Origin of the sequence: Methyloterricola oryzae (assembly GCF_000934725.1) — a bacterium.
GTDB classification, from domain to species: Bacteria; Pseudomonadota; Gammaproteobacteria; order Methylococcales; family Methylococcaceae; genus Methyloterricola; species Methyloterricola oryzae.
Map to the genome: position 1 here is coordinate 91,773 of NZ_JYNS01000003.1, position 21,440 is coordinate 113,212.

The window sequence follows — 21,440 nt, forward strand, 5'->3', positions numbered from 1 at the left end:
TTTAACAATACCCCCTATTGCGGTGTCACCAATAAGAGTTACACCCTGCATAAATCACAAAGATTGTTGAAAACCTTAAAATCTGCAAAAGGCCTTTTACTTGCTAGCAATAAGTGAGGCTCCCCGTATTTTAGGAATTCACCGAATGCTTACTATGCTGGCCCGCTAGCCGTATTCGGATTTGCAGTGTTTGCCCCGCGAATGACCACTCCGACCCCAGAACAAGGCGAAGCTTATTGGCCCTCTGGTTGCGCCGGGGTATCGGCAGCCTGGGGAGCAGGCTCAGTACCGAGTAACTCAACCTCGTAAACCAGAACCGCGCCAGGACCCACGACCGGTAGGAATCCAGAATCACCAAAACCTTGATCCGGCGGAACGACAATCTGCGCCTTGGAGCCTATCTTCATGGTTTTAATGCCTATCCGAAATCCCGGCGTCATGGACTTCAGTTGCAGCAGGCTTGCATCCTGGCCATTGCCGGCGGAACTCGCAAACTTGGTACCATCGATCAGCTTTCCTGTGTATTTCAAGGTTACAGCTTTTGTGCCTTTCGCCGGCTTTGGACCGTCGCTTGGCTCAAGAGTCCGGACCTGAACACCACTCTTAAGGGTTCGAACCCCGGGCAATGCCTTGTTCTGCTCCAGGAACATCATGCTGGCTCGCATGTTGGTCACGAGGGCCTGCTTCCATACACGGGACTGCTGTTTGCTCAAATCCATCGCGGCCGTTGGCTTCATATCCACCACCTCCTCTTCGACTCGCTCCTGCGCTCCCTTCACGGTGCGGGGAACGGGGAGGATTTCGTCGGCACATGCAATGCCGGCAAGCAAAGGGTTAGCAACGATCATTACCCAAGTCACAAGAAAACCCGTTCGAATGAAATTGTTCGACATTGAAGCCTCCGTCGGCTACGCAAAAATTTTGATAGAAGAAAGTAAGTGGCCACACGCCCGTCAGGGCACGATCCAATCGGAGTCGACCACCAAGGTGGCATCAGGCACGTCAGCGATGCGCACCACATAGGCACCCTTGGATGCAAAGCGCTGCCCCGGCGCGAGCCCTAAGCGCGGATATGCCGTCGTACTCTCCTTTTTTCCTGACTCGCTCAGTTTGGCACCCGGAATATGGCGCGGAATTCGCTTGATCTGCCCAGCCGCAAAGCGGGAGTTGGCATCCGGAATCGTGCCGCCGGGCTGGAGTCGAATGAAATTGACATCCCGGGATTCTTCTTCTGCTTTGGAACCCTCACGCTGGCTCAGCATGTTCTCGGCCTTCTCCATGAGGTAGTCGCGATGCACGTTGTCGAGCATCTCCATCAGGCTGTCTGCCAAAAAACTCATGGCGAAGAAAACTTCCGATTGCATGGCTTCATCGACCAGCGGCAATTTGCGCATACTTAGCCAGGCGTTAAAGTAAGCCAGGCTCGCCTTCCGCTGCTCAGGCAACTGAAACGGATACAGCATCCGAACGTTTTTCAGCCACTTGCCATCAAGTGGCACCTTGTCGCTGTCGATCATGTAACGCGAAACATAGATCGGCGCAGCGGGCGGGTTGAGTCCCGACGCCGCGGCCAAATCGTCCGGATGCAGCCAGAGCATGACGGCATCTTGGCTGCCGATCCCTTTAAGAACACGATCAAACTCCTTTTTGTCTTTCGACTTGAGAACCCGATTTTCCACTCTGACTTTCAATTTGGCTTCGGCCAGCGCCTTTTGAAGTGCCTCCGCCCCTGCAGTGCTGGCCGCCGTCTCTGTTTCAACTTGAATCAAGCGCTTGGGTAGCTTCTTGGCCTGCTTCAAGTACTTGGCCAACACGCGCGCCTCCAGCGCGACGCCTTGGGAGAAATAAGCCGAATAGAAATCCTTGTCCGCCGTTTGCGGCGGAACATCGACGCTCGGGAACCAGCAGGCCACTTGCCGGCTTTCGCAGAATTGATGCACCGGCGCCCAGGTTCCTTCACCCAGACCCGAAACCAGCGCAAACACCGGCTGCGCCTGCATATGCTCGTCCAGCTGCTTGCCCCATATGTCGGGCGGCCCCTGAAGTTCCCAGACGTCCAGATCCCAGGCTCGATCCGTGTGCAGCATGAATTCAGCGGCGTTCATGGTTCGTTGGCCTTTGCCCACGACATTGCCGTTGCGCTGAGAGACCGTGGCGCGGATGGTATCCAGAAAAGCGCTGCGGCGTTGCGGGCTAACCTCCGGCGTAACAACCGTCGCAAACCGGATTCGAGCCCGAGTGACTCCGGGCGACCAATCTTTCGACAGATTTCGAAGATAAGCGGCCAGGCCTTTCATATCGGAGTCTGAAAGCTGATAACGGGGCATGATGGGCCCGAGTTCAGTCCCGCTGATCGATTTGCCTGTCCGCATCACCTCGGCGAACGAGTCGAGCGTGTAGCCGTCGTGACTGACATTGAACCCCTTGAGGTTTCTCGCATTCATGTTCACAACCACACGACCGTCGGTGCCGAAGAGGAACCGCCCGGCGATAGGAAGCACCCTCTCCTGCCCCTCCACCGACCCAAGTCCGCTGCGTCGGTGGCAGGACTCGCAAGCAATATCAGCGCCTTCAGCCTCGATACCACCAAAGCGCACTCCCATGATGGGCTTTCCGTTTGCACCGATACCTTTGCGGTAGATTCGTTCCCCTATCGCCACATCCTCCTGACTTCCAGCAGGGATCAGCATGCTATCGCCGCCGGGCGGGGCCTCGCCAAAAGTCGATTCTGCCAAAGCGTTAGAGGGGATCTGCGCCGCTGGATTTACTGTAGGAGCAACAGGTTGTGCCATGGATCGCGCTTCCTCCGGGCCGGCGACTGCCTCCTGGCAGAGCAAAATGAGGCAGGTCCAGATCCTTGCGGCTAGCGTACCCATGGCGGCTTCCTCACTTGATTCCTACAAGTTCCACGTCGAAGATCAGAGTCTCGTTCGGTTCAATGACGTTCCCAACGCCGCGGTCGCCGTAGGCCTGAGTAGCCGGAATCACGATCTGCCACTTGGAACCCACGGGCATCAGCTTTAACGCCTCGCGCCACCCGGGGATGGTCTGCTTCATCTTCAAGGCAGCCGGCTTGCCCTCCGGGGTGGCGTCGAACACCGTTCCGTCCAGCTTGCTACCCTTATAAATGACCTCGACAGTGTCGTCCTCGGTGGGTTTCTTGCCGGTACCGGTTTTTTCAGCCTTGTACAGCACGCCGTTTGGCAGCGCCTGCACGCCCTCCTTCTTCTTGTAGTCGAGCAGGTAGGCGTCGCCCTTCTTGAGGTTGTCAAAGCGCTTTTCTTCCCGGCTACGCACCTCGTTGCGGCGGATATCCGACTGCAATCCACTCAAGACGCGGTTCAATTCCCGATCATCCATGGCCAACTTCTTGCCTTCCGCCGTATCGCGGATAGCACGGATCAGCACCTCGACATCAAAGGGAATCTTGTAATTCTTGAAATTGCGGACCGTCATCACGCCTGAGGCGTAGCTCGCCTGCTCAGTAGGCGTTTTCAGTTGCAGCGGCGCTTCCGTCGCAAGCTTGCTCTGCGATTCGGGTTTCTTTACATCTTTCGCGAAGCCGGTGCCAGCCACGCTCGCCATTACGACAAAAGCCAAAAAATTCTTGCGCATGCTATTTCTCCGTGAGAAAGGGGTTCACAAAACTATAGGTCAGAAAATTGCCTGGATCCGGCGCATTAAGTCAGACATCAATCGGGCAGTTATTGACGGCATCACGCAGACCGCCGACCAGCAGGTTGAAATCAACAGCGTCCCGGTTCAAGCCGCGCGCCAAGCGCACGCCCAGGAGATAACTCATCCGCTGTTGCTCGGTCACAAGTTCGATCACCTCGATTCCAGGCGCAGTCACAGAATCCAAAAGCAGGTCAGTAATCATGTCGGTCTGTTTCAAATTAATATTGAGCCAGGGCCTTTCGCCCTGTGATCCATCGCAAGACTCTTCCCGTGGCGCTCCGGAACCCGGAACGCGACGGCAAACACCTTGGTTTTTGGAAAACCGCCCCGGCTTTGCACCGGGGCGGTCGATGTCATGGACTCCCTGTTCCCGCCGGTTCAAGTCGGACGATGGAAGTCCTTCCTGTCCCGAGGGTGTTGGGTTGCGATGACTCTGCAACCCAACCTACATCACTTACCTAGTCGTCACATTAACCTGGGTGCTGGCCTGGCCAGTCCCCGTAGCGTTGACCGCAGCCACCCAGTATCCGTAGCGAGTACGGGTAAATCCACCCCGGCTCACCGTGTCGGAATAGTTGGTGGTGTTCACACCAGTGGCTACCGTTACCGTCGTTCCGTTGGCGCATGTGTTACCGAAAACCGGCAACGTGCAACGGTTGATGGTGTAACTCGCTACCGCACCACCAGTAATCGGCGTAGTCCAGGTCAGCGCCACGGAATCGTTCGCAGTGAGACCGATCCGAGTCGCCGTCGCACTAAGACCCGTTACCTGAGCCGGCAGAGCCAGCGGAGGCGTACCAACTGTAAGCACCTCGCTCAAGGCTGAACCCGCTTGACCCGTCGCAACGACCTGGTACTCGAAGTAAGGAGCAGTCCCAGACACTTGCTGCGCGGCACTCAAGCTAACCTCGGTGCTGTTGGCCGGCAGCGGCTCCGTCGTTACAGCAGTCCATGCCCCCGTCGTGCTGGTACGGTACTGAACCGTGTATTGGAACTCGGTATTAGCGTTATCGACCCAGGTCAGTTTGCCGCCGTTGAACGCCAATCCCGTAGCCGCCGCAGGAACCACTTCGCGAGCATCGAACACCACCGGACGCATGAAGTCGTTCTCTTCGTGGCCCAGGATGTGGCAGTGCCACACGTACTCCCAACCGTAGTCGACCCTCTGGTTGTACATTGCCGCCGGCAAGCCCGTGTTCGGATCGATCTGGGTGAAGCCCGTCATCGCACCTTCCGGCTGCGAGGGATCCATCAGGCGGGAGCTGTTGGGGAGACCGAAGCCAGATCCAGCCGCGAAGGATCCACCAGCACTCGATTGACGAAGAGCAGGCTTCTTGGCGCGGACCGCGACGATCACGTCTTCCAGCGGGCTCATCTTGATGGTTTCCTTCCAGCCCAGTTCGTTCGGCTCCGGCGGGGTGATGAAGTTGTCCCAACCCACGCGGTTGATCAGCTGAACGTTGAGCATATGGAAGTGCACCGGATGGGTATCCACACCGTTGTGCGTGATCTTCCAGATCTGCACCTCGCCGTCACCGAACTTCTCGGTAGGCGCATCCACATAGCCCAGCGGGATCGTCGTCTGCGTCAGGGCGCTGGTGAACGGCACTTCCACACCCAGGGTAGCGTTCAAGCGGCCATAGGTCGGCTCGAACAATTCCTGGATCGCCTTGGTTTTCACCAGGATGCTGCCCGTATTGTCGGTGTAGACCGGGGTATAACCGGCCGGCACCGTAGAACCGACGGGCAGGTACTGGAGATTGCCATTGCTATCGGTGTACACCAGGTTGCCATTGGCATCCGTCGCTTGAGCTTGCCCAGCCGTACCATTCGCAGTTGCCGCGCTACGCGTCATCGTCGGAACGGTGGTCGCCGCCGCCAGGATCGAGTTGCTGGCCGGTATGCTGCCCAGGTTTGCCGTGACACTGCCCGTGTAACCCTTGCCCGAATTGGTCAAGGTGACGTCGAACACCTTGCCGGTCGCGCCGCCAGTGGCCTGCACGCCGCCCGCCGGAGGAGCCGTCATCGTGATGGTGAGGCCGGCGCGCGAGGCAATCGGGTTGCCTGCCGCGATGGCTGCCTGGAACACAGGATCGGCTGCGTCGGTCAACAGGTTGTCGTAGCCGCCGCCACCGCCGCTTTCAGGGTTGGTCGGATCCGGGATATCCAGGATCAGGTTGCCCACGCTCGCAGTCGAGGTGAATTTGGCTGTACCCGTCGTGGTGGGGGTCGGCGCGATGGTGTAGCCCGAGCCGGGGTTGGTAATGGTCACACCCGTGATCACGCCTGAGGCATTGACTACGGCCTTGCCGGTGGCGGTGGTGCCCGTTACGCGATTGCCGGTGGCGTCAAGTGCGATGCCCAGCGGACGCGGGAAGGTGATCACAGGCAATGCGGCAATCTGAGTCGTCGCCGCAGCGGGGTTGGCACCGGAAGCCGCCAGAGAACCACCCACGAAGGTGGGAACTGGTGCTGAGTCGTAGCCGGTACCACCGCTCGTGAGGTTAATGCCAGTGACAGCCCCAGTGTTGCTGTCAAACACCACGGTACCCGTAGCAGGGGTGCCACCGGTGGGAGTCGCGAATGTTACAGTCGGCGCTTTGCGAACGAGCCCCGTCACCGTGCCGGTTGCCCGGGTGGTACCGTTGGAGAACGTCACCGTCGGCACGCTGGTATAGCCGCTGCCGGGGTTGGTGATATTGACTCCGGAGACACGCCGGTTAGTACCGGTACCGGTCATGATGACCGTGCCGATTGCCTGCACGCCGCCGGCAGGCGGCGCTGAGAAGGTCACCGTGACGTTGTTGGTGTTGTAGCGACCACCGTTGGTGATGCTAACAGCACCCACCGCCGATGCCGTGTAAGTACCAGGGTTCGTGAGGCTCACCGACGCAACATTGCCTCGGTTATATCCCGAACCACCGTTGGCGACCTGCACCGCACTGACCTTGAGTGAGGTAGTGGCGCCAGCGCCGTTGCCCTTGCCCAGCGAAGTGACGGTGACCGTCGGAGCAACCTTGTAGCCGGAACCGCCGTCGATCACGTGCAGATGGTTGATCTTGAGCGAAGCAACCGCCGTGGCCTGGACCTTCTCAGTCGCAGCAACATCATTCGGCGCCGGGAGGGTCACCGCGGGCGGTGTGATGTAACCATCGCCCTGGGCCGTCACCTGGATCGCGTTGATCGCACCCGTCGTGTTTGCCGTGCCCTGGATGAAGTTGAAGGTCGGCTGCTTGAGTGAACCGGTGAAGATGGTTCCGAAAGCCTGGGTGTCGTTCCAGTTGGTGCCCAGTGCGCCGTTATACGCAGATTGAGCGACAACCGGGGTCTCCTGGCTCGCCTTGTATGCGCTTTTAATGGCCCTATCCAGACTAGCTTCGGCGGCCGCGTTACCTTGTAGGACGCCGCTGCCGCTGTTGGCGCAAGACGCAGGCGCAGTACCGGTGACCTTCACTTGCATCAGAGTGCGAGTGTTGGGGCCGTAACCAGGACGCGTGTCTTCAGCACCGCCTGTCGCCGAGTTATCGCCATAACCGGTGAAATACTCGTTGCGCGGGTCGGCTGCCGGTACCGGAGCGCCGCCGTCGTTGTAGACCAGCAGGGTTTTGCCGGCATAGCAAGAGAAGTCGACGACGAAGTCGGCACGTTCGGCGTTACCCAATTGCAGGCCGGAGGTCGAATAGTCAACGTTCAGCACCGCGGCGCGGCCCTTGTCCAGCAGGTAACTGATAGGCGTTGGGTCCTTCTTGGCGACACCCGGCAGGAAGCCGCCTTCACTGGCAATCTGGTAGATGGTCGGACCCTGGGTTGCCGGATCGGGCACGCCGCCGTTGTGACCATAAATGTCCGTGGTCCAGATGTCGGGCACGCAGGTGGCGTTGCCCTGGGCATCCACACTGGCGCGGGTGACACCGGCATCGCAGAGCTTGGGCCAGTTCTGCACTGGCACCATCTTCACTTCGGAGAGGTTGGCGAGCGCAACAGCTCCCGAACCTCCCGTGGAGTAAATCAAGACATCTGGCGTGCGGGCAAAGCCGCCGGCTGGGATCGTGTTGGCATTGATCGTGGCGCCAGTGATGGTGCCATTGACGTCAATGGTCGGCGTCGCAGTCGCCGGTGCGTTTTTGCCGTCGTTCAGAAGCAGCAAGGTTGAGTCAGCATCGTAGCCCGAACCGCCCTTGACCACATTGATGATGACCTGCTTGTTGTCCGCTTGGAAGAAATTGAAGGTGAAGAAGCGATCGTTGGACGCGTTGAGTACGCGGAAACGATAGGGCTTGGCTTCGACGGTGAGCGTCGGGTAGGCCACGCCGTTGACGACGGGAGTGTCGCCCCAAGCCTCGGGAACCGTGGTCACGTCGCCATAGGCGCCAGACGGTAGGTTATAGAGGGCGGGGAAGACCGGCCAGAACCAGGGCCCCCAGTGCCAGCGGCCCACCGCATTGAAGTTGGTGGCCTGCTTGGGATCCTGCACGGTTTCATAAACGTGCGGATACCAGATGTCGCCAGGCTTACCCCATCCGGTTTCGCTCCAGCGGGCGTCCTGCAGCTTGATGTCGGCCGGAACGAAGGACTTGTCCTGAAGAACCAGGGGAATGGTGTGAGTGGCATCCGGAATCGCGCCGCTGCTGATCAAACTTGCCTCGGTGGCATCGGTCAGAACGTAGGGCGCAGCCATGCCGGCCATCACGTTGAGACGCGTGAGACCCACGGCATGGTCGTGGAACCACTCCAGGCGGGCCGACTGGCCGTTGGGAAAGTACAGGGTCTGCGCGCCGGGGCCCGGATCGTTCATGTCGGGGATATTCTTGGCGCTGGGACCGCGCAGGAACTCGGGCAACAGGGCTGGATCCACGTTGGTGTTACTTGCCAGCGAACCAGGTAGGCTAGGGTCGGCCTCGCCAGCCGGAGTGAACCACTGGTGCGGAGTACCGTCGCTCATCCACGGGTTGTCGCCGCCGTGCAGGTGAACGCTGATGCGGTTCTGGGTGTACTCGGTCATACCGTCGGGGCCTAGGCCGGCACCCACGATGGAAGGATCCACCGGCAGGAACAGATCGCCGTGACGGAGAGGGCTGCCGTTGGCGTCGAGCTTCACGCCCAAGGTGGGAACCTCGCTCCAACCGTTGGTGGCCTTGTCCCACTCTTTGCGGTTAACCGTCTCGGTTTCAGCACGGCCGACCGGCAGCAGGTTGTAGAATTTGTAACGGGTGGGCGTGTGCTGTCTCGCCACCACAGCCGGGCCGAGGTAATGGGGTTCATCGACGACAATAGCCGGGACTTGAGTACCCGTCAGCTTGCCGTTGGCGTCGGTGCCATTGATCATGATCGGCTTAGCGTCGGCAGGGGCATCGCCACTAGCAAAGGCAACCTTGCCACTGCTATTGGGGTAGTACAGAGCTAACTGCTTGCTGCCTGGAACGGCACCCAAACCATTGCTGGCCAGGTGGTCGATTTGGACGTAGCCGCGCAGCGTGGTGGCCTTAGGCAGATCGCTGTGCATTTTCTCGCTGTATTCCACCACCGCCAGTTCGTAATAGTCGTCGCCGGTCGTTACACCCTGCGGGTTGACCCATTTGGTCGGGACGGCCACCGGAATATATTTGCTGGTGCTGCCATCCGCCAGCGTCTGCGGCTGGCCCAGCAGCGGCGTCGGATCGACGAACTTGCGCAAGGCCTTGCCGGTGCCAGGGTAGGGATCTGCCCCGTAGAGCGCATCGACTGCGGCTTTAAATACAGTTTGGTTAGCGGGGTCATACCCGGCTGGAGCGCCCGTTGCGGGATCCCACTGACGATCGCCCGCTGGGCTGCTGGCAAAATAGGACTGTATGATGAAAGGCTGGTTATTCACATCGTAGGCGTCACCAAAGCCAGGGCCTGCCAGGGACACCGTGGTGATTCCCATCGTAGCGGTGGCCGTCATTACAGCCAGGGCCGTCCGCTTAAGCTGGAAACGGGCACTCACATTGAAATAAGGTTTGGATTGAGCTTGCATGGGTTTATCCGGTTTCAGGGTTAATGTTTCGGGAGGGTTTCGCCGACTCCCGCCAGCAGGATCCGGGGCGCCACCGGATCCGGGTCGGGTTGAGTGGAATCCCCTACCCGCGCTGCGACATTTCCCTTAATTCAAAGCCCATGCCAGTTTCAAAAAAAATTTACCTGTCTTTGAACCTTTTTTTCAACTCATTGTTTTTTATGTTATAAATAACAAACAATCAAGAACCATTAGCAACAAAAATACTGTCCCGCAAGCATTCCAAAGAATAAGTCTTTGGCTTATTACTATCCGATTTCTATTTTGTAAAAAAAACGCGAGTAATCTGTAAAACAGTTCTGACACTTGCAGTGCCCTCAAACCCCGTTTCGCCAGTCCCCACGCGCGTAAGCGCATCATCAAATGCTAATTCTCATAGGCTCGGCGTGTCCAAGCCCTCGGTTTTTAACCATGTTTAATTTGCTGACAGTGATTTCAAGAAGGCCGGTGCGCGCGACCGAAATGCGCTTGCCAGCGGTGTGCGTGGAAGGCGGGGCGCCGCGGGCGCCGAATCAATTAGGCCTGGTAACCGCGCAGGCTGCATTTAGTGCCTTGCCGGTTCCGATGGTATGATGCGCGCGGGCGAAGCTACTCGTGGCGCATGAAACTCAACGGAAACATTTTTCTGATCGGTCCGATGGGGGCGGGGAAAACCACCATCGGGCGATTGCTCGCGAAAGCCCTGGGCGTCGCCTTCGTGGACAGCGACAAGGAAATCGAGCAGCGAACCGGCGTTTCAATCCCCATGATTTTCGAGTACGAGGGCGAGACCGGTTTCCGCAAGCGGGAAAGCGACGTACTGGCCAGCCTGACCCAGACCTGCCCCATCGTGCTGGCCACCGGCGGCGGCTCCGTATTACTGCCCGCCAATCGGGATTACCTGGGCGAGCGTGGCTTTGTGGTCTACCTGCAGTGCACCGTGGACAAACAAATGGAAAGGACGCACAAGGATACCAACCGCCCGCTGCTCAAGACCGAGAACCCTAGGGCACGCCTGGAGGAACTTTTGGCCGTGCGCGACCCCCTGTACCGATCCCTGGCCGACTTCATTGTCGATACCGGCCACTTTTCCAGTCGAAGCGCGGTAAGGCAAATCCTCCGTGCCTTCAACCGTAGCCGCAGAATCCTTAAAGAAGCATGAAGACCCTGACCGTCAACCTCGGCGAACGGAGCTATCCGATTCATATCGGCGCCGGCCTGATCGACCGCGCGGAGCTGCTCCAGCCCCACATCCCCACGGCCCAGGTTATGGTGGTCACCAACGAGACGGTGGCGCCGCTCTACCTGCAACGTGTGCTGGATGCCCTGCCTGGCCGCGATACGGCGACACTGGTGCTGCCCGACGGGGAAACCTACAAGAGCATGGATTCGGCCATGCGCGTGTTCGATGAACTTCTGACCCTGCGCTACAGCCGCGACGCCACCCTCATCGCCCTCGGCGGCGGGGTGATCGGCGATCTGGTGGGCTTTGCAGCAGCCTGCTACCAGCGTGGTGTGCCCTTCATCCAGATTCCAACCACCCTGCTGGCCCAGGTGGACTCCTCCGTGGGTGGCAAGACCGCGGTGAACCACCCCCGCGGCAAGAACATGATCGGCGCCTTCTACCAGCCGCAGTGCGTACTGGCGGACACGGCCGTGTTGAGCACCCTCCCCGACCGTGAACTCAGCGCGGGCCTCGCGGAAGTCATCAAATACGGGCTGATCCGCGACCTGGACTTTTTCATCTGGCTGGAAGCGAACCTGGACTCCCTGCTCGCTCGCGACGCCCAGGCCCTGGCCTATGCCATCGAGCGTTCCTGCATCAACAAGGCGGAGGTCGTCGCCGCCGACGAAAAAGAAGCCGGCGAGCGCGCCACCCTCAACCTGGGTCACACGTTCGGTCACGCGATCGAAACCGGTGCCGGTTACGGGGCCGTCCTGCATGGAGAGGCCGTAGCCATCGGCATGTGTCAGGCGGCGGACCTGTCGCGGCGGCTGGGCCACCTTTCGGAGGACGACGTGAACCGCATCGTGAGCCTGCTGCGCCGCGCGCGGCTGCCGATCACGCCGCCGGCGGCCTTGAGCACGCAGACCTTGCTTGACCTGATGGCGGTGGACAAGAAAAACCTGGGCGGCAAGCTGCGGCTGATACTGCTGGAGTCCATAGGCCGCGCCACGCTGCCGACCAGCGTGGACCTCGAACTGTTGAGGGCAACCCTGGATGAATACGGACGGAACTGATCATCGGGGGCGGGCTGAGGCCGCCGGCATGGAACGCTTCACCGCCCTCATGGCGGAAGGGGGACGCACGGGGAAGCTCGATCTGCTGTTGCACCTTCTTGCCAACCTGCCACGCCCCATCCTCGTGCTCGGCCCCAGCGGAAGCGGCAAGACTTCGTTATTCCGCCAGGTGCAGTCGCGCGCCCTGGAAAACTGGACGACCTGCTACCTCGCTGCCTCCCAGAACTTCAGTCTGGACTGGATCTGCACGCAAATGCTGGAGATGCTACGCCCGGGGCCGCGCAGCGGGCCCGAAGCCACGCCGGAGGCCCAGATCGAGGCGGAACTGGCCCGTCTCGCGAAGCAGAATGGCAGACTGATCCTGCTCCTGGACGATGCCGGGCACTTGCTGCCCGGCCTGTTGGGGGCGATCTGCCAGTTCGTCCGGCTGCATCCCGAAATCCAACTGGCCTTTGCGCTGCGCCCCGAGGACCTACCACAGAAGGCGACCAGTGACCCACTGGCGCTGGCCGATGCCCACGTGATTGAGGTCAGCCCGTGGCGACCGGAGCAGACACAAGCCGCACCACCTCCGCACAGCCCAACGCCACCCCGGGGGCCCGGCTTTGCGCAGGCCTTTCTCACGGTGTTCAGGCCCTGGAGCGGCGGCAGCGCAAGACTGGCCGGGCCGGTGGTAGTGACCCTGCTGGGAGCGGCAACCGTGGCCGGCTTTGTGGTTCAGGCCTTGTGGCAGCCACAATCATCGCAGCCGCCCGAACTGCGCGAAGCCGCCCCGCCAGCGCCCGTCACACTGTCAGAGCAACCAGCCTCCGCACGAGAGGGAGCCCCGCTTCCAACGCCCAGCCCGGTGCCCTCACCCAGCGCCACCCCGCTAGCCGAGCCGGCCGCCGCCGATATGCATCCCGCAGCCAGCGACGCGCCCGCGGCACAGGCTCCTGCAGGGGCCAGCCCGCCGCCGCTGCCTGAGGTCTCCGCAAGCCCGGCCCCAACCCCGGTGCCGCCAGAGCCCTCCGCAAGCCCGGCCCCAACCCCGGCACCGCCAGAGCCCTCCGCGAGCCCGGTCCCAACGCCGGCACCCAGCCCGGTCGCGGCGCCAGCCCAGAGCGTCGAGGAGCAGCCGTTTGCCACGCTTATCGCCACGCTGCCCACAAACCGAACCACGGCTTTCGGCGGCCTGCTGGATCTATGGGGCATTACGCCACCAAACGCGTCCGGCGACCCCTGCGCGACTGCCAAAACCAAGGCGCTGCGCTGCCAGGGCCTTCGGGCCGACTGGCAGACCTTGCAGACCTATAACCGGCCAGCCGTGCTGGAAATAGCCCAAGGCAATGTCCGCCGGTATCTGCTGCTGACTGGCATGGAGGGCGACCAGGCGGTTATCGACCTGAACGGCCGGCCGGTAAAGACGCCGATGGCGGAGATAAAACCCTATCTGCGGGGTGAGGCCATCATTTTGTGGAAACCACCATTTGACAAGGCGTCCATCGGAACCCGCGAACGCCACGAAGCCGCCCGCTGGATTCGGGAACGCCTGCAGATTCCCGCCGCACCCGGACAGGAACTGGTCTATGACGAACACGTGAAAGCCAAAGTTCTCGCTTTCCAGAAGCAGAGGGGCCTGCTGCCCGACGGCCGGGCCGGGTCGCTCACGCTGCTGCAACTGCAATCATTGGAAAGCGATGAGCAGAGCCCAAAACTGACGACCTCTCCTCCAGCGGCGGCACCGGCAGCCACCGCACCCTGATCAAAACACACCTGGCCGACACAAGGTCGGCGGGAACCGCATCTCAACCTTCCCGAGCTCGATCCACCATGTCCCAACTCCAAAACGACTGTTTCATCCGCGCCCTGCTGCGCCAACCCGTGGACCGCACCCCCGTCTGGATGATGCGCCAGGCCGGCCGCTACCTGCCCGAGTACCGACAAGTGCGCGAGCAGGCCGGCAGCTTCATGAACCTGTGCACCGCGCCGGAACTGGCCTGCGAGGTGACGCTGCAGCCCTTGCGGCGCTACCGCCTGGATGCCGCCATCCTGTTTTCCGACATACTCACCGTGCCGGACGCCATGGGCCTGGGACTGCACTTCATCGAAGGCGAAGGCCCCAAGTTCGAGCGACCGGTGCGCAACGCCGAGGATATCCATCGCCTGCCCATTCCCGATCCGGAAACCGACCTGCGTTACGTCCCGGATACCGTCCGCCTGATCCAGAGCCATCTGCGAGGTTCGGTGCCCCTCATCGGGTTCTCCGGCAGCCCCTGGACCCTGGCCACCTATATGATCGAAGGCGGCAGCAGCCGCGAGTTTCGTAAGGCCAAGGGCCTGATGTACGACCAGCCGGAACTGATGCATGCCTTGCTGGGCAAGCTGGCCGACGCCGTGGCGGTTTATCTGAACGCGCAGATCGCCGCCGGCGTGAACGCGGTCATGGTGTTCGACACCTGGGGCGGCGTGCTGACCACCGAGCAGTACCAGGCCTTCTCCCTGGACTACGCCAAGCGCATCCTGGCGCAGCTCACCCGCAGCCGCGACGGCCAGACCATCCCCGCCATTCTTTTCACCAAGGGCGGCGGACTCTGGCTGGAATCCATGGCGGACAGCGGCTACGACGCCCTGGGTCTGGACTGGACCATCAACATCGGCGCGGCAAGGAAACGGGTCGGCCATCGCGTGGCGCTGCAGGGCAACATGGACCCCGTGGCGCTATACGCATCCCCCGAGAGCATCCGCGCCCAGGTCAAGGCCATTCTGGAAGCCTTCGGCCAGGGTTCGGGCCACGTGTTCAATCTGGGCCACGGTGTGCATCCCGACATCAAGCCGGAACATGTGGGCGCCATGATCGATGCCGTGCACGAATACAGCCCAGCGCTTCACCTGGCCTGAACCCATGTCCGAGCACAATCCCTGGAAACGCTTGTCGCGGCGCGAGGTGTACGACAACCCGTGGATACACGTGGATGAGGACCGGGTCATCAATCCCGGCGGTGGACTCAATCTTTACGGCTGCATCCATTTCAAGAACCTGGCCATCGGCATCATCCCCCTGGACGAGGATGGCAACACCTGGCTGGTGGGCCAGTACCGCTATGTGCCGGACGCTTATTTCTGGGAGATCCCCATGGGTGGCTCGCCCTGTGGCCAGGAACCGCTGGAAGGCGCCAAGCGCGAGCTGAAGGAAGAAACCGGCCTCAGCGCCGAGCGCTGGAGCTGCCTCATGCGGTTGCACACCTCCAACTCCGTCACCGACGAGGAGGGCTTCGTGTTCCTGGCGGAAGGTCTGACCCAGGGCGAAACCGAGTTCGAGGAAACCGAGGACCTCGCCATCCGCAAGCTGCCCCTGGAAGAAGCGGTGCGCATGGTGATGGACGGCGAGATCACCGACGCCATCAGCGTGGCGGGGCTTTTGAAGCTGGCGCTGCTGCGCGGCATCGCACCGTCACTAGAGACGAGCCGAAGCTGAACCCGGGACGATCCGCCGATGGCAGGAACACCACAAGAACAAACAAGAAGGAGCACCCCATGACACACTCCGCGACTCTCGCGACGGCCTGGCGCTATCCGGTCAAATCCATGCTGGGAGAGGAACTCAACGCCGCGGCCATCGGCCCGACCGGCCTCATCGGCGACCGCGCCTATGCCCTGGTGGACCGGGAAACCGGCGCCGTGGTCAGCGCCAAGAATCCCAAGAAGTGGCCGGACATCTTCGCCTGCCGGGCCAGCTATCTGGACAACGTGGGCAGCGGCGCGCTCCCCGCCATCCACATTACCCTGCCCGATGGCAGCTCGGTGCGCTCGGACCTTCCCGACAGCGAGGAGCGGATTTCCAAGGCGCTCGGGCGAGCCGTCAATCTGCGCAGCGCCGCCCCGGCGCAGGCCAAGCTGGAACAGTTCTGGCCTGAATACGAAGGACAGAACAACGAGATCAGTCAGGAACCAGTAGCCGGCGATGCCCCGGCGGGCACCTTCTTCGATTACGCCATGGTGCACCTCATCACCACCAGCAGCCTGCAGCAGCTCGCAAGCCTGCACCCGGCGGGCCGCATCGAAGTGCGCCGGTTCCGGCCCAATCTGGTCGTGGACACTGCCGGACAGGAAGGCTTTGTGGAAAACGCCTGGGTCGGACGCACGCTGCGCATCGGCGACTCGGTGCGCCTGCAGATCACCGACCCCTGCCCCCGTTGCGTCATGCCCACCCTGGCTCAGGGCGATCTGCCCAAGGATCCGCTGATCTTCCGCGAGGCCATCGCCAAGAACAACGTCACCGTGCCCTTCGCAGGCAAGGCCTTGCCCAGCGTCGGCGTCTACGCGCGCGTGCTGTCGGGCGGCACCGTCAGGCGCGGCGATGCGGCCGTGCTGGAGTAACCGATCACCTGGGTTGTTGCCGGCCGCAGAAGGCCGGCTTGGCTGAGTCGTGCCAGCATCAGTATCAGTCGATCCTCAGAGTTCCACTTCCTGCCCAACTTTGGGGGCCGCCGCGCTTCCCTTCCCTTGCCCGGAGGTATTCATCGCTCTTTGCCGGAAGGCGTCCATGAAGTCCACCAGGCTTTCCACCGCCGGCAGTTCCAGTCCGTTGTAGATGGAGGCCCTGATTCCCCCAATGCTGCGATGCCCCTTGAGCCCCGAGAAACCGGCAGCCTCGGCCGCTTCGAGAAATTGCGCTTCCAGCTGCGGCGTCCGCAGGTTGAACACCACGTTCATCCTGGAACGGTCGGGCACGGCGGCGCGCCCGATGTAGAAGCCGTCGCTGTCGTCCAGCGCCTGATACAACCGGTTCGCCTTGCGGGTGTTAATCGCATCCATGTTGGCCAGGCCGCCAATTTCCTCCAGCAGCCAACGCGTGACCAGCAGCACGACATACATGGCGAAGACCGGAGGCGTGTTGTAGATGGAGTGAGCAGCTTTCTGGGTGTGGTAATTGAGGAAACTGGGCAGATGATCCGGCATGCCCTTGAGCACTTCGTCCTTGACGATGACGACGGTCACGCCGGCGGGCCCGATGTTCTTTTGCGCATGAGCGTAGATCATCGCGAAACGCTGGTAATCGGCGGGAAACGACAGGAAGTCCGACGACATGTCACACACCCGGGGCACCTCATCTCGGCCGAGAATGCGGCGGAATTGCAGGCCTTCCACGGTTTCGTTGGAGACATAGTGCAGATAGGGCGCCTCCGGCGAAAACACCATCTCCTCGTCCCTTGGCAGGCGGCGGAAACCGTCGGCCGCGCCATCCCATACGACGCGCACCGGCCCCTCGCGCCGCGCTTCCGGCAAGGCCTTGCCGCTCCAGTAGCCGGTCAGCACATAGTCCGCAGGCGAGGTCTTGCCGGCCAGCAGATTCATGGCCAGCATCGAGAACTGCTGCGTTGCGCCCCCTTGCAGGAACAGCACATGGTAGTCGTCGGACAACCCCATCAGGCGGCGCACATTGCCCTCGAGTTCGGCCACCACGCCGGCGAACCAATCGGATCGATGACTGATGCCGAGGATCGACAAGCCCACGCCGGGCACCGCCAGCATGGCTTCCTGCAACTGCTGCAGCACGGTCTCCGGCAACGCGCCCGGCCCGCCGGAGAAGTTCGTTTGATTCGGAGTGAGCATGGGTCTTTTACGGTTTGCGAAGGTGACCATCAGCCTGCGGCGCGCTCGCCGGCGGGCAGTTGGTAGAGAAAGTCCTCGAAGGCGTTCTGGAACTTGCGCATGTGGACCTGCTTGAAGGGGAACAGGGTTTCCGAGTCCATGGCGTGCACCACCATGATGTGGTCGATTTCGAAGATCAGCAGATCGCCGCCACGAGTCTCCGCACAATCGATGCATACATAGTCCAGCCCGAAGCGCTCGTAAACCGTCTGCAAGGCGGCGCCATGCCGTTGCACGAAGGTATCGAAGCCTTCCATGAAGCGCAATTCTTCCGAGCGCTTGGCCGCATCCTCATACATGCCGGCATTGACGTAATGAATCATCCAATGGCTGGAGATGCCCATGTGACAGGCGAACGGGCGGCCGCGCAACAATGCGACGCGGAATTTGCGAAATAGGCCATCGGTCCCGCTGTAGTCAATGAAGCGCGCGATGAAGAACTCCGGCTCTGCCACCACCTCGTCCAGATAAGAGGCGATCTCTCCAGGCCTCGCGATCCTCGCAAGGTCGCGTCCCGCCTGGGAACCCACGGGCCTTAGGATGACAGGAAAGCGACAGTCGGGAAACAAGCTCTCCAGGCGGACCTCTCCCTGCATGATGGAATGCAGGGCTTCTCGGGTCAGCCTATGCGTCAAGGGCAGCGTCAGTCCGTCGATGCCCTGCAGCAACTCGCTGGCGCGCCCGCGGTCGGTATTGGGTATGAACTGGGGACGATTGATTACTGGCTTCGGCCAGCAATCCAGCAGCGGTTGCAAAGCCTTGAGAATCCGCCCGTTGTCGCGCTTGTCGGAAATGGCGACGATAACCGCATCATGCTCCGGCATGGGCTCTGGCAGAGGATCCTGCGCGGAGGCGTAATAGCAGATCAGTTCCACGTCGCTGTTTTCCAGCAGGCAGTCCAGCGGCGTATTTTCCGCCAGATCGCCCGGCGCCATGAGCATCAGCAGCCGGAACCGAACGGGCTGCCGCGCCGCCTCGATGGTGTAGAGCCGCTGCATCGCCAGCGCCTGCTCCTGGATGGACAAGGCCAGGTCGCGCAGCCCTAGCGCAAAAAAGGCGGTCGCCAGATTCATCCAGCAATGGGCGTTACCGCGTTGCTGGTTGGCCTGTATCAGCAGGCGCTGGGCGGCCGCGCGCAGATCGTCCCCGGCGATGCTCATGCGCAGGAAAGGCGCAAGACCCAGGAAGGGCGCTATTTCCGGCTCGGCGAGTTCGCGGAGGAAAGCATCCATGAAGGCCCGTTTCTCCCGCGCGCGCGGCGCATCCCAGAAGCTCTCGGACCTGAATGCCACGACCCCGTTCTGAATGATGTCCACCTGCAATGGTTTCCCCATCAGCACCGCATGAACATAGCTGGCGAAACACTCGGCGAAGTCGTCATAGACATTGGTGGCCGCGTACAGGGTCGGAAACGCGGTTTCTTCCAAGGCCTGATAGATCTTCAGCATCGCGCTTCCGGGCAGCCGCGGCGTACCGTAAAAGGAAGCCTGCGCACGCCCGGGGAAGTCCTTCCCATCCTTTGGCACCAGGCTTCCCTCCGGCCCCTTCGTCCAGCTTAGGGGCAGGAAGCGGTAGGCGTCCGGCTCCGCGAATTCGCTGGCCGGCAGCCACCAGTCCGGCATCAGGTTCCGTCCGGTCGCCAGCACATGGCCAAACTCGTGCAGAAGCAGGAATTGCAGGGCCGCCGCACGGCTGTCCCATTCTGGCGCAGCCAGGCGCGCCTTCAACCCGAACCCCGGTTCGTCGCGAAACGGCGAGTTCTCCTTCCAGGTGCACCAGTCGTTGGCGCGGCGATCCTTGAGGGCCTCTACATCGATGGCCACCACACACCCAATCAGCGTGCCGTCGCCCAGCGTCACGGCATCGGTGATGGCCGAGGAACCTATCCCGGAAACGAAGAACACGCCCAGCAGGCAGGACTCCAGCGCGGCTTTGACCTGATCCGGCATGCCCGCGATGGCGCCGTGCACGTCATCCATGAAGTCGTCCGGGGCTACCATGGCAACAGGTACCGCTTCAGCCCCCTGGGCCGCCTGATACTCCGCCAGAAACTCGACCAGGGCGTCCGGTGCCGGAGCCAGGCGATGCTCCACGGGCCGGTCGAAGAATCGCATCCAGGGATTTGGATCACTCGTAGAAATCACAGCGGGAACCTTGAGATAGATGGAAGGCGCCAGACGCGGCGCAGTTCCCGAAAAGCTTAGCAGTTCAGAGGGAGAGCCTGGGAAAACCGGGGCCAGGAACAGCGCGAGCTTGCCAGGCGGAATGTCCCCGAGGCAAACAATGGCATTGTGCCGCAGCTGCTCCTTGTAACTGATCTGTAACACCGGCTGCCGCATCCTTTAATCCGCCTCGCGAACCATCGGCGCGGCGCATGAGTGAGTTCCAAGGCTTTCAGACTGCCATCCGGCAAACCCCACTTGTTACACACCCGGTGTTTTAGTTTTCGATCATAAGGAGTAGAGCATGATCCCCAAGAGCAGCAATCCTGTGAACCTTACGTGGGCGGCGATCATAGCCGTCCTGCTGTCATCCATTTTCACCTGCGCCCAGGCCCAGAGGGCCTTCAACGACGCGGGCGAAGCCGAATCTTTGTTCGTCCCGCCGGGAGCCGAGGATCCAAGCAGCGGCATTGCGCCCACGACCGACGTCCCCCACATCAACGAGTTCTTTCAAAACATCGCCACCAACGGCAACGGACGCACCTGCGAGACCTGCCACCTGGAGAATCAGGGCTGGTCGATCCTGACCGACCGGCTTCAAGCCCTGTTCGACGCCAAGGGCGGCGACACACCTGGTTCAGTCGGCGAGGAGGCGATCTTCCGGCCCATCGACGCCGCCACGAAACCGACAGCTCAGGTCGCCACACGGGAGCAGCGGTTGCAGGCTTATGGGCTGCTTCTTGAGCGAGGAGTCATTCGCATCGCTCTACAGGTGCCCTCCAACTCCGAATTTGCAGTGGAGATGGTCGATAGCCCGGCAGGATTTGACAAATTCGATCCTACGGCCGCATTACCAGTTCTGTCGTTATTCCGCCGCCCGTTGCCCACAACCAACCTGAAATTCGTGACGGTGGTCAACTGGGACGGCCGCAACGCGCCCCGGCAATTGTCTGCCCCGGTTCGCGCGATTCCTGACGGACTGAAAAATCAGGCCAATGGCGCCACCCGTAACCACGCGCAGTCGGATCAGAACTTCCCGCTCACAGATCCAGTGCGGACAAGCATCGCGGATTTCGAGGCCCGGCTGTTCACCGCCCAAACGGTCCATTGGCAGGCAGGCCCACTGGATGCGAATGGAGCATTGGGCGGGCCGTTTAACCTCGCGGCAGGAACCCTGGAGAATCGTGATGGCTTCCATCTCTTTGATGCCTGGACGGGCTTGCCCGGCGCGCAAGGCGATATCGCCGACGGGCAACGGATCTTCAACAGCAAGCGCTTCACCGTCAACCTGCCGGACGGGCGCGGGCGGGTGCGCGGCAGCTGCGCCACCTGCCACAACAATCCCAACGTGGGCAACTCGCGCAGCACGGATCCCAGCTTCTTTTACGATGTGGGCATCAGCGCCGCGAACCGGCGCAGTTCTGATGTGCCTTTGATTACCCTGCGGCGCATCGGCTCGGAAGAGACCCTGCGTACCACCGACCCGGGCCGCGGTCTCATCAGCGGACGCTGGGCAGACCTCAATCGCTTCAAGGTGCCCAGCCTGCGGGGCCTCGCCTCCCATCCGCCCTACTTCCACGACGGCTCGGCGGAAACCATCGCCGGCGTGGTCGATCACTACAAGAACTTCTTCGGGATCGATCTGAGCGGGGGCGAAAGAGAAAACTTGATCAAGTTCCTGGAATCCCTCTGAGCATATTCAGAGCCCTATC

At 61.3% G+C, this 21,440-nt stretch carries 14 protein-coding genes; 7 read left to right on the forward strand and 7 right to left on the reverse strand.

The genetic code is table 11. The features are described from left to right. Positions 1 to 233 precede the first annotated feature (233 nt). The 5 genes from EK23_RS21575 to EK23_RS21580 form a co-directional block, all read right to left on the reverse strand. Positions 234 to 893, reverse strand: a complete 660-nt coding sequence (locus EK23_RS21575; RefSeq protein WP_052807990.1) for an FKBP-type peptidyl-prolyl cis-trans isomerase — start codon at positions 891 to 893, stop codon at positions 234 to 236. A 60-nt stretch (positions 894 to 953) separates the two neighbouring features. Beyond that, entirely contained in the window at positions 954 to 2,876 is a 1,923-nt protein-coding gene (locus EK23_RS06545; RefSeq protein ID WP_145998577.1) for a cytochrome c/ABC transporter substrate-binding protein, read from the reverse strand. Between the two features lie 10 nt (positions 2,877 to 2,886). Then, complete coding sequence (locus tag EK23_RS06550) at positions 2,887 to 3,615, reverse strand: FKBP-type peptidyl-prolyl cis-trans isomerase (protein WP_052807991.1); 729 nt, start codon at positions 3,613 to 3,615, stop codon at positions 2,887 to 2,889. Between the two features lie 70 nt (positions 3,616 to 3,685). Then, positions 3,686 to 3,880, reverse strand: a complete 195-nt coding sequence (locus EK23_RS06555; protein ID WP_045224532.1) for a hypothetical protein — start codon at positions 3,878 to 3,880, stop codon at positions 3,686 to 3,688. Between the two features lie 252 nt (positions 3,881 to 4,132). Then, positions 4,133 to 9,673, reverse strand: a complete 5,541-nt coding sequence (locus EK23_RS21580) for a multicopper oxidase domain-containing protein (protein ID WP_052807992.1) — start codon at positions 9,671 to 9,673, stop codon at positions 4,133 to 4,135. Between the two features lie 640 nt (positions 9,674 to 10,313). On the opposite strand from EK23_RS21580, the gene aroK reads away from it, so the two are divergent. The 6 genes from aroK to EK23_RS06590 all read left to right on the forward strand — a co-directional run bounded on the left by aroK (position 10,314) and on the right by EK23_RS06590 (position 16,291). Further along, positions 10,314 to 10,853: a shikimate kinase AroK gene (gene aroK, locus EK23_RS06565; protein ID WP_045224533.1), complete on the forward strand. Its 540-nt coding sequence runs from the start codon at positions 10,314 to 10,316 to the stop codon at positions 10,851 to 10,853. After that, positions 10,850 to 11,932: a 3-dehydroquinate synthase gene (gene aroB / locus EK23_RS06570; RefSeq protein ID WP_045224534.1), complete on the forward strand. Its 1,083-nt coding sequence runs from the start codon at positions 10,850 to 10,852 to the stop codon at positions 11,930 to 11,932. Before aroK ends, aroB begins: the two co-directional genes overlap by 4 nt. Positions 11,933 to 11,960: 28 nt before the next feature. After that, a complete protein-coding gene (locus EK23_RS06575) occupies positions 11,961 to 13,676 on the forward strand; it encodes an AAA family ATPase (protein ID WP_045224535.1) in 1,716 nt (571 codons plus the stop codon). Positions 13,677 to 13,744: 68 nt separating this feature from the next. After that, entirely contained in the window at positions 13,745 to 14,812 is a 1,068-nt protein-coding gene (gene hemE / locus EK23_RS06580; protein WP_045224536.1) for a uroporphyrinogen decarboxylase, read from the forward strand. A 4-nt stretch (positions 14,813 to 14,816) separates the two neighbouring features. Then, positions 14,817 to 15,389: an NUDIX domain-containing protein gene (locus EK23_RS06585; protein ID WP_045224537.1), complete on the forward strand. Its 573-nt coding sequence runs from the start codon at positions 14,817 to 14,819 to the stop codon at positions 15,387 to 15,389. A 59-nt stretch (positions 15,390 to 15,448) separates the two neighbouring features. Then, positions 15,449 to 16,291: an MOSC domain-containing protein gene (locus tag EK23_RS06590; RefSeq protein WP_045224538.1), complete on the forward strand. Its 843-nt coding sequence runs from the start codon at positions 15,449 to 15,451 to the stop codon at positions 16,289 to 16,291. A gap of 75 nt (positions 16,292 to 16,366) precedes the next feature. On the opposite strand, the gene EK23_RS06595 is transcribed toward EK23_RS06590, so the two are convergent. Both EK23_RS06595 and EK23_RS24130 read right to left on the reverse strand, forming a co-directional pair. Continuing rightward, positions 16,367 to 17,527, reverse strand: a complete 1,161-nt coding sequence (locus tag EK23_RS06595) for a phosphoserine transaminase (protein ID WP_045224539.1) — start codon at positions 17,525 to 17,527, stop codon at positions 16,367 to 16,369. A gap of 29 nt (positions 17,528 to 17,556) precedes the next feature. After that, the gene (locus EK23_RS24130; RefSeq protein WP_235281938.1) at positions 17,557 to 19,893 is read right to left on the reverse strand and encodes an ATP-grasp domain-containing protein; all 2,337 of its coding nucleotides are present in this window, start codon (positions 19,891 to 19,893) and stop codon (positions 17,557 to 17,559) included. Positions 19,894 to 20,032: 139 nt separating this feature from the next. On the opposite strand from EK23_RS24130, the gene EK23_RS06605 reads away from it, so the two are divergent. Beyond that, positions 20,033 to 21,421, forward strand: a complete 1,389-nt coding sequence (locus EK23_RS06605; protein WP_052807993.1) for a hypothetical protein — start codon at positions 20,033 to 20,035, stop codon at positions 21,419 to 21,421. Positions 21,422 to 21,440: the final 19 nt, after the last annotated feature.